8 protein-coding genes and 2 pseudogenes are annotated in these 14,446 nt (G+C 39.5%); 6 read left to right on the top strand and 4 right to left on the bottom strand.

The features are described 5' to 3' along the window. Nucleotides 1–4 precede the first annotated feature (4 nt). On the bottom strand, nucleotides 5–634 hold the full coding sequence (locus tag SNAG_RS07495) for an MBL fold metallo-hydrolase (RefSeq protein ID WP_096408065.1): 630 nt from the start codon (nucleotides 632–634) through the stop codon (nucleotides 5–7). A gap of 617 nt (nucleotides 635–1,251) precedes the next feature. Between SNAG_RS07495 and SNAG_RS07490 the strand changes: the two genes are divergently transcribed. Next, nucleotides 1,252–7,674 carry a YSIRK-type signal peptide-containing protein gene (locus tag SNAG_RS07490; RefSeq protein ID WP_096408063.1) on the top strand — a complete coding sequence of 2,141 codons (6,423 nt, stop codon included), beginning with the start codon at nucleotides 1,252–1,254 and terminating at the stop codon, nucleotides 7,672–7,674. An 82-nt stretch (nucleotides 7,675–7,756) separates the two neighbouring features. On the opposite strand, the gene SNAG_RS07485 is transcribed toward SNAG_RS07490, so the two are convergent. From SNAG_RS07485 to SNAG_RS07475, 3 genes are all read right to left on the bottom strand, one after another. Continuing rightward, complete coding sequence (locus SNAG_RS07485) at nucleotides 7,757–8,833, bottom strand: DUF2974 domain-containing protein (RefSeq protein ID WP_096408060.1); 1,077 nt, start codon at nucleotides 8,831–8,833, stop codon at nucleotides 7,757–7,759. 111 nt (nucleotides 8,834–8,944) lie between these two features. Then, nucleotides 8,945–9,721, bottom strand: coding sequence for a ferredoxin reductase (locus SNAG_RS07480; RefSeq protein ID WP_096408058.1), 777 nt, complete (start codon nucleotides 9,719–9,721; stop codon nucleotides 8,945–8,947). Nucleotides 9,722–9,806: 85 nt separating this feature from the next. Continuing rightward, nucleotides 9,807–10,376 carry a TetR/AcrR family transcriptional regulator gene (locus tag SNAG_RS07475; protein ID WP_096408055.1) on the bottom strand — a complete coding sequence of 190 codons (570 nt, stop codon included), beginning with the start codon at nucleotides 10,374–10,376 and terminating at the stop codon, nucleotides 9,807–9,809. 321 nt (nucleotides 10,377–10,697) lie between these two features. On the opposite strand from SNAG_RS07475, the gene SNAG_RS07470 reads away from it, so the two are divergent. The 5 genes and pseudogenes from SNAG_RS07470 (at nucleotide 10,698) to SNAG_RS07460 (ending at nucleotide 14,130) form a co-directional block, all read left to right on the top strand. Continuing rightward, nucleotides 10,698–11,375 carry a response regulator transcription factor gene (locus SNAG_RS07470; RefSeq protein ID WP_096408052.1) on the top strand — a complete coding sequence of 226 codons (678 nt, stop codon included), beginning with the start codon at nucleotides 10,698–10,700 and terminating at the stop codon, nucleotides 11,373–11,375. Further along, nucleotides 11,368–12,342: a sensor histidine kinase gene (locus SNAG_RS07465; RefSeq protein WP_096408050.1), complete on the top strand. Its 975-nt coding sequence runs from the start codon at nucleotides 11,368–11,370 to the stop codon at nucleotides 12,340–12,342. The genes SNAG_RS07470 and SNAG_RS07465 overlap by 8 nt, the downstream gene beginning before the upstream one ends. A gap of 6 nt (nucleotides 12,343–12,348) precedes the next feature. After that, nucleotides 12,349–12,447, top strand: a pseudogene (locus tag SNAG_RS10045) (peptide ABC transporter); the annotation flags it as partial. A 55-nt stretch (nucleotides 12,448–12,502) separates the two neighbouring features. Then, a pseudogene (locus SNAG_RS09780) lies at nucleotides 12,503–12,753 on the top strand (hypothetical protein). Nucleotides 12,754–13,080: 327 nt separating this feature from the next. Continuing rightward, nucleotides 13,081–14,130 carry a DUF389 domain-containing protein gene (locus SNAG_RS07460; RefSeq protein ID WP_096408047.1) on the top strand — a complete coding sequence of 350 codons (1,050 nt, stop codon included), beginning with the start codon at nucleotides 13,081–13,083 and terminating at the stop codon, nucleotides 14,128–14,130. Nucleotides 14,131–14,446: the final 316 nt, after the last annotated feature.

The following is a 14,446-nucleotide window of genomic DNA, read 5'->3' as shown; positions in this document are numbered from 1 at the left end:
CTTGTTAGAAAAAGGGATTAAAGGTCTTTTCGTGAGCGATAGTCGTAGCTGGACCATGCCCAGGGTAGACATCGTAGTTAGGGAGGGTGAAGAGTTGCGTCTGAATGCTATGAAGGAGTTGTTCCATGCTACCTGTAGGAAGGTCTGTCCGTCCGATGGTTTCGCGGAATAGAACATCTCCGGTTAAGACTAGATGGGCATCAGGAAAAACCAGAGAAACACCTCCGATAGAATGGCCAGGTGTTGGTAATACCGTAAAACGAAACTCTTCGATCTGGTATTCCTCATGAAAGACAAAGGTGTGCTCTGCTGGTTTTGCGACCACATCTGCCATATCATCATGACGAGGTAGGCCAGAGAGATTGTCAACAGGAGTATAGAGCCAGCTGGCTTCACTTTCTGCTACATAAACGGGGGGATTTCCAAAAGCTTCACGAACTAAGTCCAGACTCATAATATGGTCGTAGTGGGTGTGGGTCAGGAGAATCGCGCAGACTGGTTTGTTGATTTTCTCAATAGTCTTGCGAATGGCTTCCCAATGGCTACCTGGGTCAACCACAATCAGGTGTTGGTCTCCTTCCAGATAATAAGTGTTTTCATAAGCAACGGGATTCACGGTTTTATGGATTTTCATACTGGCTCCAATCTCAAAGAATGTACTAAACTAAGTATAGCACAGAAGAGGGAAATAAAGTGAAAAGAAAGTCCCACTTTTGTATTCAAGGTTGGTTGATTTATATTAAAAAAAGAAGGAAATTGCTGTGAGAAGACTTGTTATATTTTTAGTTGAATGGTAATAAGAACATAGAACAAATAAGAAATAACTGATAAAAATACAGTTTCTTTTATTGAGGACGCATTTGGACTTTATAGTTATAATTATAAATAAAATATGTTAAAAAATAATATTTGCGAAGTGTATCCAAATATAAATATAATGATTTAATACATTAAATAGTATTTTATTGAATTTTTTTTCAACAAAAATATAAGGTTTACATACTGTAAATAGAAGGATTGTGCTTGTTTTTGCCAATCAAGTGATTTGGATGTTATTAATTTTATTTTAAAAAAAATTATATAAATCTTTGAAAAAGATAGGGAAAGTGTTAGTATGAATATGCATATTGAATATGAGGACATAATCCTTTTGAAATATCAAAATTTAAAAGCCTTTTTAAGGAGAGAAAGAAATTTTGTTTTTCTATATTTCAATATCAACATAATAAAAATAGGAAGGTTGTGTATCTTATGAAGAGTAAGCAACAGGATTTTAGAACGGAGAAGTACATTCGTTATGGCATTCGGAAGTACAGCTTTGGGGCAGCGTCGGTGGCAATTGCGGCCGGTTTGATGATGTTCCTAGGTAATGGTGCGGTATCGGCAGCGGAAGTACAAGGTGCAGATGCAACAGTGGCAACGACAACACCAGTAGCAATAAAGGAGTCGGAGCCGACTATAACGGCGGAGAAATCTGAAGCTAAGGCGTCAGAAAAAGTAGTAGAGACTAAAAAAGTTGATAAGACTGCTCTGACTAAAAAAGTAGTTGAGTTAGAAGCGAAGATTGCATCTGCAAAGAAAGCTGATGCAACAGCGATAGCTACTGCAAATGAAGTATTGACTGCGGCAAAGGCAGTTCTTGCAAACGAAACTGCAAAACAGGCTGATATCGATGCAGAGCATGCTAAAATTGAAGCTTTGATTACAGTTGTAGTTGAGTCAGACGAAGCTGGGAAACAAGTTGAGGAAACACCAGCAACTATAGCAGTCAAACCAGTGGCGACCACTGCTACAGAAAAAGCTGTAGAAGAATCTAAAAAGGTTTTGGAACAGGTCACGTCAGAAGCGGAAGTGACAAATGTTCTTGCAGATGAAGCGATTCGTAAACATAAACTTGAAGACGACTACAAAGAGGCTATCGAAGCAGCGGTAGTACACAATAAGGAAGTTATTGCGGAAGCTAAAAAAGTGTTAGCTACGGATAGCGTTACAGCTAAACAAGGCAATGAACAATTGTCACGTTTGAACGAGTCAATTCTTGCAGTATATAATGAGCTAAAAAAAGCAGGAATCGGAAAAGATGGAAACTTTGGAGTCGCTTTGGCTGCTCAAGATTTCTATGCCGAAGAGGGTTCTAATACAACTCATGCATCGGAAACAAACGCTGCAAATCATACTGGTAAAGATACCTATACAATTCCAGTACAAGAAATTAAATTAATTACGGGTACTGATGCTACAGGTCTAGAGATTGAAGTCTATTCTAATCAGCGGGTTGGTAATGATACAAATGCTGGAAATGGGATGCATACAGAACAAGGTGGAAAAACTGGTCATAACAACAAAGGACGTGTAGACTATCCATTAACCCCTGATGCTGCTAAAAAGTTAGCTGAAGAAGCACCACTTTGGAGAAATAAACTCCGTGCGGATGGGTCAAGAATTTCAAACGCTGCGACGTCAATATACTCTGCTAACGGTGGTTATGAATACCTAGCTACAGAAATTTATGGCTATGGGTATGAACACGGAGTTGACAGAGTTTATATTAAAGGTTTGAAAGATCGTATCGCTGTTTCTGAAAATGCTAAGCAAGCTGGTTGGAGTCTTACCTCTGTAACCCCAACTAACCTTGTGCCGGGATTGACATACGATTCAGAAACAGACACAATTCAAGGAAAAGTTATAGCGGATATTGAAAATGGAGTTTATGATTTACGATTTAATATTACTGCGACCAATACAGATGGTCGAACAGTAACTTTCCAAATTCAGAATCTTCGTGCTGGTTGGGTCGGGTGGCAAGATAGCACACCTCCTAAAATAAAGTCAGACTCTGAGCGTTATGATCGTAAAGTAGGTGATGATGCTAATGTAAACATTCAATTCTATGACGAATCAGGTGCTAGTGCAACACCAGCAAATAGTCGAGGAACTTATAACTACACGACGGTTGAAGGAAAAGTTGTAAGAGTGCCTCAAAGATTTTCTAGAGCAGTGACAGGAGTTTCAGGATATAACACCATTGGTGAACAATTAGATGATTCTAAAGTCCTAATTCCAGGTACTAGCTATAGTGTTGCAAACAGTACTTCTGATGAGCAAGCTGCTGATCAAACGAATATGGGGAGAGGAATCATTTCTGGAAAATTAACTGAAGCAGGAATTTACACAGTCTCCGTATTTGCAAAAGATTATGATAAATTGGCTAATAATAATGTCTGGAACCAATCTGGACAAGAAGCACATGCTACTGTAACATTAGTCGTGAAACCAAAGGTTGAGGTTCAAAACGTTGAAACTTACTCAACAGTTGTACCAGTTAAAATTTCTAAAGGTGCATCAAGTGCTAAGGTAACAATGCCTGATGGTACTGTAACCAATCTAAAAGCAGTTAATGGCAAATGGCTCGTAGACAGTGGTTCAACCAACACAGCTGTTTCTGAAAATCAAGAATTAGGTACTGTTGATTCCGATACAGTCTTTAATATTCCTGTGACATCAGAGGCAACTGCCAAAGTTGGTGTTGATAATATCAAAGTAGAAGCATCTGCTGAAAATGTTAAGGGAACTTTCTTACGTGAACAAGTTGAGTTAAATGGAACGGATGGGCAAAAACATACTGCTACTTTTAATAAGGCTACCGGACACTGGGAGTTACCTAGCGACTATGCTGAAAGTAAAACACTGAATGGTGATGGTACGACAAGATGGACTAAACGTCAAGTGTACACAGAAGCTCAGCAAGACGGTGGTATGAAATTTTATATCTATGAGTACATTCGACAGCTTGATAGCACTGGGAAAGTGACAAGTGTAGAAACGCCAACTCGTCCAGAAACGATTTATGTTTCTAGGAATACTAATCAGGTAGGAGATGGAATGTCAGTAACTGTCACTTACGATAAACATTCAAATACCTGGGCGTCATCTGATGGAACTGAAGTGACTGCTGCTAAGCTTGGAAATGACTCTTGGGAAGTTCATACTAAGTCAGGATTTGGTGGTATTATTAGAGGAACGATTGCAACAAATACTGATGTGGCAACTGTAGTAAATACAAAACCAACAGCAACTTCACAAGATTATACTTCAACAAAAGGTACTGCGGTTGACCTTCGTAATGAAGCAAAAGCTGCAGTAAGCATCTCAGACTCTGAGGATACTAAATATGGTAAAACAACCTATATCACTCGAATCACAGTAACATCGCCTTCAGGAGTTCAAAAAGTATTTGATACTAAACAAGATGCAAACAACTACAATATTGCTAGTGGATATAGCTTAAATGAAGTAGGGGTATATACTGTTAAGATTGATGTTATTGATAGTAATGGAAATTACACTACTGAAGCAACAATCGGTGGAACTGAGTCGGGAGTTGATCATGGGGTTGATTCATCAACTGCTACAACAACCTACCATATTACAGTAACTGATACGATTGAAGGACATAATGTGACTTCGACTGATATTCAAGGTGCTACTCAAAAAGAAACTCCAACCTTTACATCTGTTGGAGATGGATCACCAGTAAAACCAAGTGCTTCTTCTCCTGCTAAGTTAGTAGATCCAAAAACAAGTGGATTTGTTGATACTCTAACAATTGATGGTCAGGGTACCTACTCAATTAATAATGAAACAGGCGAAGTAACCTTTGTTCCATTGAAGACATTTACCGGTACAGCTACACCTGTCACAGTTTCACTTACTGCAAAATTAGGAAAAGATGCTAATGATACTGATATTACAGCAACTGCTACAGCAACGTATACTCCAACTGTAATACCTGTTAAACCAACTTCTACAGATGATGAATCCGAAGGTCCAAAAGGGCAAAAACAACACGGTACACCAACTTTTACTGGTGGTAAAGTTACAGTAAATGGTGTGGAGAAGACTGTTGAAATTGATGAAAATGTTAAACCAACATTTGATGATGGGACAACTAAGAAAGTTGTTCCGGGAGAAGGAACTTATACCATTGATGAAAATGGTGTGGTAACTTTCACACCAGAAAAAGACTTTGTTGGGAAGGCTTCAGGAGTTACAGTCAAACGAGTTGATAAGAACGGAACAGAAATAACTGCAAAATACACTCCGACTGTCCGTCCAATTACTTCATTTGTAGATACTAAGGGGAATACATTAATTCCAAGCGAAGATGGTGAACAACCTAAGAAGGATATTCCAGGCTACCGCTTCGTAGAGACTAAGAAACTTCCAAACGGTGACACAGAACACGTTTATGAGAAGGTTAAGACTAGTCATAAGGATAAGGAAGGCAATGAAATTCCAGGTTATCCAAGCGAAGACGGTGAACAACCGAAGAAAGATATTCCAGGTTACCGCTTCGTAGAGACTAAGAAACTTCCAAACGGTGATACAGAACACGTTTATGAGAAGGTTAAGACTAGTCATAAGGATAAGGAAGGGAATGAAATTCCAGGTTATCCAACAGAAGACGGTGAACAACCGAAGAAAGATATTCCAGGTTACCGCTTCGTAGAGACTAAGAAACTTCCAAACGGTGATACAGAACACGTTTATGAGAAGGTTAAGACTAGTCATAAGGATAAGGAAGGGAATGAAATTCCAGGTTATCCAACAGAAGACGGTGAACAACCTAAGAAGGAAATTCCAGGTTACCGCTTCGTAGAGACCAAGAAACTTCCAAACGGCGACACAGAACACGTTTATGAGAAGGTTAAGACTAGTCATAAGGATAAGGAAGGGAATGAAATTCCAGGTTATCCAAGCGAAGACGGTGAACAACCTAAGAAGGATATTCCAGGCTACCGCTTCGTAGAGACTAAGAAACTTCCAAACGGCGACACAGAACACGTTTATGAGAAGGTTAAGACCAGTCACAAGGATAAGGAAGGGAATGAAATTCCAGGTTATCCAAGCGAAGACGGCGAACAACCTAAGAAAGATATTCCAGGTTACCGCTTCGTAGAGACCAAGAAACTTCCAAACGGCGACACAGAACACGTTTATGAGAAGGTTAAGACTAGTCATAAGGATAAGGAAGGGAATGAAATTCCAGGTTATCCAAGCGAAGACGGTGAACAACCTAAGAAGGATATTCCAGGCTACCGCTTCGTAGAGACTAAGAAACTTCCAAACGGCGACACAGAACACGTTTATGAGAAGGTTAAGACCAGTCACAAGGATAAGGAAGGGAATGAAATTCCAGGATATCCAAGCGAAGATGGTGAACAACCTAAGAAAGATATCCCAGGCTACCGCTTCGTAGAGACTAAGAAACTTCCAAACGGCGACACAGAACATGTCTACGAAAAAGTGAAGACTAGTCATAAGGATAAGGAAGGGAATGAAATTCCAGGTTATCCAAGCGAAGACGGTGAACAACCTAAGAAGGATATTCCAGGCTACCGCTTCGTAGAGACTAAGAAACTTCCAAACGGCGACACAGAACACGTTTATGAGAAGGTTAAGACAAGCCATAAGGATAAGGAAGGGAATGAAATTCCAGGTTATCCAACAGAAGACGGTGAACAACCTAAGAAAGATATTCCAGGCTACCGCTTCGTAGAGACTAAGAAACTTCCAAACGGCGACACAGAGCACGTTTATGAGAAGGTTAAGACCAGTCATAAGGATAAGGAAGGCAATGAAATTCCAGGTTATCCAACAGAAGACGGTGAACAACCTAAGAAGGATATCCCAGGCTACCGCTTCGTAGAGACTAAGAAACTTCCAAACGGCGACACAGAACATGTCTACGAAAAAGTGAAGACTAGTCATAAGGATAAGGAAGGCAATGAAATTCCAGGTTATCCAAGCGAAGACGGTGAACAACCTAAGAAAGATATTCCAGGTTACCGCTTCGTAGAGACTAAGAAACTTCCAAACGGCGACACAGAGCACGTTTATGAGAAGATTAAGACTAGTCATAAGGATAAGGAAGGCAATGAAATTCCAGGTTATCCAAGCGAAGATGGTGAACAACCTAAGAAAGATATCCCAGGCTACCGCTTCGTAGAGACTAAGAAACTTCCAAACGGTGACACAGAACACGTTTATGAGAAGGTTAAGACCAGTCACAAGGATAAGGAAGGCAATGAAATTCCAGGTTATCCAAGCGAAGATGGTGAACAACCTAAGAAAGATATCCCAGGCTACCGCTTCGTAGAGACTAAGAAACTTCCAAACGGCGACACAGAACATGTCTACGAAAAAGTGAAGACTAGTCATAAGGATAAGGAAGGGAATGAAATTCCAGGTTATCCAAGCGAAGACGGTGAACAACCTAAGAAGGATATCCCAGGCTACCGCTTCGTAGAGACTAAGAAGCTTCCAAACGGTGACACAGAACACGTTTATGAGAAGGTTAAGACCAGTCATAAGGATAAGGAAGGTAATGAAATTCCAGGTTATCCAACCGAAGACGGTGAACAACCTAAGAAAGATATCCCAGGCTACCGCTTCGTAGAGACTAAGAAACTTCCAAACGGCGACACAGAGCACATTTATGAGAAGGTTGTTACTGCCCCTCAACAAAAACCGACTGAGCAATCTCCAACGACTAAAGCAACCAAAGAATTACCTAATACTGGTACGGAAGATCATGTAGCTTTGGCAGCTCTAGGAGTACTTGGTTTGATGAGCGGATTTGGACTTGTGTCTCGTAAGAAAAAAGAAGACTAATTCTATACTCGAGATTCTAAGTAGTATCCATTAGTTTCTTAAACAAAAAACCAACTAATCTAATGATTAGTTGGTTTTTTGTCTATTCTCGATTTTTCCAAGCTTGGTAGCGGGTGTCAATCAAGAGTTGGGTTAGTCGTCCCATGGTTTCTCTTTCTTCGGGAGTGAGGGATTGAGCTTGGACAAAGAGATGGTGAACGTGTTCAATGACCTTGAAGGAAGAGAGGTCGTTGATAGAAGAGATGCCTGCATCGAGAATGATTCCAAAAAAGAGATCAAAGTAGAGCTGCAGTTCAGTATCAGGGACCGTCTCAACCCATTCCTTGAAGGTAGTATCGACTTGCTGGCTGTCACTATTGGTCTCGTCCAGTTGGACAAAGTGTTTGTCTTCAACCTGCCAACTAAAGGTATCGTGCTGAGCAAGGCCACCTAGAGCGGTGCTTCGAACGACGATTTTTTTGTCCGGAATTTCCAACATCATTCCGATGATAGACCCTTGTGGGACAAATACTTTCGTTCTTTCCATCATGTTTTGATAGCCAGCTGTTTCGGTTAGTTCCTTGTGAAGTCCAGGAGCATCAAAAGTATAGACAGCGACAATGTTTTTTTGTAAGACTGGATCGAGCTGACTAGCAGCATAGAAGGCTAGATTGCCCCCTTTTGAGTGTCCAGCTATGACAACCTTTTGGTTAGGATGTTGAGCAAAAAAGTCCTGTAAATACTGAAGGGCGTGTTTTTGAGCTGGAATTTCCTTCATATAGGTCATATGGAAATCTTCTTTCCAACCGATGATGCTATCATCCGTCCCACGAAAAACAAGCAAATAAGTATCGAGAGTGATACGATAAGTCATAGCCGCAAACTGTTTTTGCAATTCAGGATCGATATCGTTGATAAAGTCTGAGAGCTTGCAATTTTTAAAGCGTTTGTGTTGAGAGAGTTGATCCAACAACTGGAGGCGGTTCTTATTGGTCAACATCGTCGTTTCTCTAGGGATTTGAGGTGCTAGATCTATGAGGCGCTGGGTTTTTTGGGTGACTACACCATCAAAAGCAAGGTAGGTTAATTCGGTCAAGGCAAGAACATCTAACTCATTCACGGGGAGGTCATAAAAGGAATCGAAGACTACATCCTTAAGATAGTCAAAAATATTGGCCATAAAAGCTCCTTTCTCTATGTTTATCCTATCACATTTACCTAGAATTAGCTAGTAGGCTTGTTCGAATGACCTAGTATGGTTTGATTGAAATACATAGAAGATAGATTGCTCCTATTTCAAACCTCTAAACGAGCTTACTTGTATGTTTTTGCTATCAATCCCATTTTCCTTTAAAAAATTCTTCATCTCATTTACATCATCAGGCTGACCTGTGATGAGATAGCTGGCTTGATTGCCGTATTCATCAATAGCACGTTTTAAAAATTCTTGACTTTGAGAAAGTTCATCGCTAGTTTTATAAGTAAAATTCGGTGTTTTTTGAGCCAGTTCCTTCATCTCATTATCGAAAATAGTAACTCCTTTGTCAAAATGGTTGAGAATAATCGGACATTTACCAGCCCATTCTTTGATAAGGGGGCGTAGAGAAGAAATACCAACATCAGATGCAAAGCAAACTAGTGGCTGATTCGTATCTTTAACAGTCAAAGAGGAATCCAGCCAACTCATCTCAATCTCACTTCCAGCCGGTAAATGTGTCAAGGTTTCCTTAAAGTGGCTACCACTATTATGCGTTAAAATGAGGATTTCATCTTCATCAGGTGTAGAGGCAATGGTTAGCCATCGACTGGTCTGCTCTCCCTTGGCTTCGTTTTTCCTAGCAGCGGACGACGTATCGGGGAGCGTAAACTTAGCATAAGCCCCAGCTTTCCAGATTTGATGACTCGGTTTTGTGATATGAATTAAATATAGATCTCCGCTTGGGTTTTCGATGGATTTTATCGATAATGTCTGGCTTCGTCCAAGATAAGCGATGGCGCCCCAAGTTATAATACATAGCGCTCCAAGTGTTGATAGAATGATAATAAGCATTTTTTTACCTCTTTTCATTTTTTATGACTCCTGTTCTTAATTTTATGAATGAACTATAAAATAATTCATTCATATCTTTCCAAAAAATAAAGAAATCCATTCTTTATTTTAGAACTCCTTTAATGAAGTTGGTTGCAAGTATTTCGACAGTTTTGCCAATATCTGGAAAATCTTTTTCCGTGATATGCATATCCATATAGTAAAACAGATTATAAACCTGTAAAATATCTTGAATCTTTTCTGGCGAGTACCCTTCAGTCTGCATACGATTTGTAAAAGTTTTAACTAGAAACTGGTGAAAAGGATTTGCGACTTTGCCTTCTTCCGAGGAATAGTAGCTGTGCAAGTCATCTGCGATGGCAGGATTGTACCATTCTGCAAGGATTTTATTGGAAGAAACAAGAGTTCTGGAATGAGAAAATAGTTGACCAATGAGGTCGACCATGTCAATTTCCCAATCCAGTTCGTCGATCATAGCTTGGCGAACACGGTTGTTTTCATCTATATAGATGTCTAGAAAAATGGCTTCTTTACTCTCGTAATAGTTATAGAAAGAGCCTACTGCAACACCAGCTTGTCTTGCAATTTCTGAAATTCCTGTTGCCTTGTAACCTTTTTTAGAAAAAACGTCATAAGCCACTGTTTTTAGAGCTTGTTTTTTGTCCAATCTGATTTAACCTCCTTATTTTTCATGAATGAATAAATTTCTTTGTTCATTCATATTCTAACAAATCATGGCTAGCTTGTCAATAAGAAGGCTAGATCTATTAAATAAGTTAAAGAAACGCTAACTAAATGAGCACAGAAAGGAAAATATAGGATAAGGCTGGAACTATAGTTAAAAATAAGGTATGATATCAATGGGATTATTCTCTATTTAGCTTTCGTTTCCGAATCTGGATTTGAAAGATAAATAGCCAAATAGTTGAGTTACTAATTCATAGATTTTTTATTAAGGTTTTTTATAGTTTGAACAAGAGCAAAGGAGGAGCGCATGCACAAGATTTTACTAGTAGAAGATGACCAAGTTATTCGACAACAATTGGGAAAACTGCTCTCTGAGTGGGGATTTCAAGTCGTTTTGGTAGAAGACTTTATGGAAGTGCTGAGCTTATTTGTTCAGTCTGAGCCTCATCTGGTTCTCATGGATATCGGCTTGCCTCTCTTTAATGGCTATCACTGGTGCCAGGAGATTCGCAAGATTTCCAAAGTTCCTATTATGTTTCTGTCTTCAAGAGACCAGGCTATGGACATCGTGATGGCTATCAACATGGGAGCAGACGATTTTGTGACCAAGCCTTTTGACCAGCAGGTCCTTTTAGCCAAGGTACAAGGATTATTGCGTCGTTCCTATGAATTTGGAAGGGATGAGAGTCTTTTAGAATATGCAGGAGTTATCCTCAATACCAAGTCTATGGATGTGCATGTCAATGGCAAAGCTATCAGCCTAACCAAAAATGAATTTCAGATTTTACGAGTTTTATTTGAGCATGCAGAAAATATCGTAGCGCGTGATGATTTGATGCGGGAACTCTGGAACAGTGACTTTTTTATTGACGACAATACCTTATCTGTTAATGTCGCTCGCTTGCGCAAGAAACTGGAGGAAGAAGGTTTGATTGGTTTTATTGAAACCAAGAAAGGGATAGGGTATGGACTGAAACATGCTTGATTGGAAATCATTTTTTCTAGCCTATCTGCGTTCTCGCAGTCGCATCTTTGTCTATATTTTTTCATTAGGCTTTCTCGTCCTTCTCTTTCAGTTTTTATTTGCTAGTCTAGGAACTTATTTTCTTTATTTCTTTCTGCTCAGTAGTTTTTTGACCTTCTTATTTTTGGCTTGGGATATATTTGCAGAAGCTCAGGTTTACCGACAGGAAGTTCTCTATGCTGAGAGAGATCCCAAGTCTCCTCTGGAATGTGCCCTAGCAGAAAAACTCGAAGAGCTTGAGTCCGAATTGTACCAAAAAAAGTCTGAAGCGCAGAGCAAGCTGACGGATTTGCTTGATTACTACACCTTGTGGGTTCACCAGATCAAGACGCCCATTGCGGCTAGTCGCCTTTTAGTAGCAGAAGTCTCTGATCGGGAGGTCAAGCAGCAACTGGAACAGGAAATTTTCAAGATTGACTCCTATACCAATCTGGTTTTGCAGTACTTACGTTTAGAGAGTTTTCACGATGATTTGGTCTTTGAACAGGTTCAAGTGGAGGACTTGGTCAAGGATATGGTTCGTAAGTACGCACTTTTCTTTATCCAAAAGGGACTGACGGTCAATCTCCATGACCTTGACAAAATTATCGTGACCGATAAGAAGTGGCTGTTGGTCGTCATTGAACAAATCCTTTCAAACAGCCTCAAGTACACCAAGGAAGGTGGGCTCGAGATTTATATGGATGGTCAGGAGCTCTGCATCAAGGATACGGGGATTGGGATTAAAAACAGTGATGTGCTCCGAGTCTTTGAACGTGGTTTTTCAGGCTACAATGGCCGTTTGACCCAGCAATCATCTGGACTTGGCCTCTATCTATCTAAGAAAATTTCTGAAGAACTGGGCCACCAGATTCGTATCGAGTCTGAGGTTGGGATAGGAACAACCGTACGCATCAAGTTTTCCAATAGGAATCTGATGATTGAGTAAGCATAGTTGATGACAACCTTATCCATCTGTGGAATTTTTGTTCTAGTCGATATCTCTATTTTCGTGATAACGTCTAGAAGTTACCGTAAGATTGTCCAGATGTAAAAGATGTTACACTAGGAAACGACTAGAATATAGTCAAAAAATAAAAGAGGCAAAAATGAAAGAAAGTTATTTTGACGGAGGAATCCTAGATTATAGTGGATACTCTATTTTAGTAGCCATAATTTTCGGGCTTACCTTGGGGATTGCAACACCTTGGGCGATTTGCATGATGCAAAATTGAAAATCAAACACACGGTAGTGGATGGGCAACGTCTATACTTTGACGGGACTGGAGCACAACTGTTCGGTAACTGGATCAAGGGGTTTCTTCTAACCATCATCACGTTTGGGATCTATGGCTTCTGATTGAAAATAAAAATGAAGCAATGGATTGTCGAACAAACCAATCATGTTTAATCATTAAACGGCATCTTCTTTCAGAGGAGATACCGTTTTTTTCTTTTTCGTATAAGAAAACAAAAATTTCTTCCTTCTCTATCTGTTCAATTGATAGATTTCTTCAGAGAAAGACAGTAAAATTTTTGATATAATGTTAAGGATAGACTGACGGATGCTTAAAGGATAATTTTCAAAAAAATAACAGGTGAGAAGAAAAATATGTAAGATTGAACAGAAGTCTCTCTACCATCATCCAAGCAGAAACAAGAGTATATGAAATATAAGGAGTAACCAATGACCGGAAATTATTCAACACGTGAATACCGTGAGAAATTATATGATGATCTTCATGTTCGATTAAGAGATATAGTGATTTTGATGTGTGCGATTTTTATTGCCTCTATAGGTCTAAATATGAATTCAACAGCTGTCATTATTGGAGCCATGCTGATTTCCCCTCTTATGACACCGATTGTTGGACTGGGGTTTGGTTTAGCTATTTTTGATACCCGTTTAATCAAACAATCTCTAGAGGTTTTATTTACTCAAGTATTGGTCAGTTTGCTTGTCTCGACTCTGTATTTCTGGATTTCTCCCTTATCTTATGCAAGTAGCGAGTTGATTGCACGAACCTCTCCGACCATTTGGGACGTTCTCATTGCTATTGCTGGTGGGATAGCAGGTGTCATTGGGTCAAGGAAAAAAGAAGCAAACAATATCGTGCCAGGAGTAGCCATTGCAACAGCTCTGATGCCACCTATCTGTACTGCAGGCTATGGTTTAGCTAATGGAAATGTACGATTTTTATTTGGGGCTCTCTATCTTTTCTTGATCAACTGTGTCTTTATCATGCTAGCCAACATTGTTGGAACAAGAATTTTGATGAGAAAATCTCCCTTAAGTTCATTTAAAGAGCTAAACATTAAAATGAAAATTGGCTTGACATCCTTGATTGTATTATTGGTTCTTCCAGCCAGTTATTCAGCAGTCACTCTGACGATAGATCAAGCGCGAAAAGAAGGAATCAAACAGTTTGTAGCAAAAGAGTTCGCCAATCACACGGTCATTAATCAAGTCTACAAGTCAAGGAACAATGAATTGGTCTTGACGGTTGTTGGAGATCCGATTTCAGACGAAGAATTAGAAATGATACATCAAAAACAAGCCTCTTACGGTATTCAATCTGTTCAATTAAAAGTCAATCAAGTCCATAATTCGACAAAATTAGATAGTGAGATGACCAAGGAATTTTATGAAAACATTAACAAGTATATCGATCAAAAACTCTCTGAAAAAGATTCACAAAAAGATCTCGTAAAAGAAAATGAGGCAGACAAGGATTGAGGATAGTCAACTTTTCTAACTCATGGAAGCAAATTTTGGGAGGATATCCTATATCCAACAGTTAGTGGATAGAAAGGATTGTTTATGAGGATACCATTTGTGGTGGTTTAACCAATCACTACTAGCTCAGGTAAAACAAAATATAAAAAGGCGGTGGGACAGAAATCGATAGACAAAGTCTCGATTTCTGTCCCAGCCCCGCGAGGATGATTAGGAGCTTTTTGGAGTCTAAAAGACGAACAAAAAGTTCAATCAGCTACCGCGTCAAAGTTTAATTGCTAATAAAAAGTGAGGTCGGGATCGTTTGTCCCAACCT

The sequence above is a fragment of the Streptococcus sp. NPS 308 genome, assembly GCF_002355895.1.
Classification (GTDB): domain Bacteria; phylum Bacillota; class Bacilli; order Lactobacillales; family Streptococcaceae; genus Streptococcus.
Note: the sequence above shows the minus strand (reverse complement) of the source record. Positions and strands in the feature narration are given on the sequence as shown.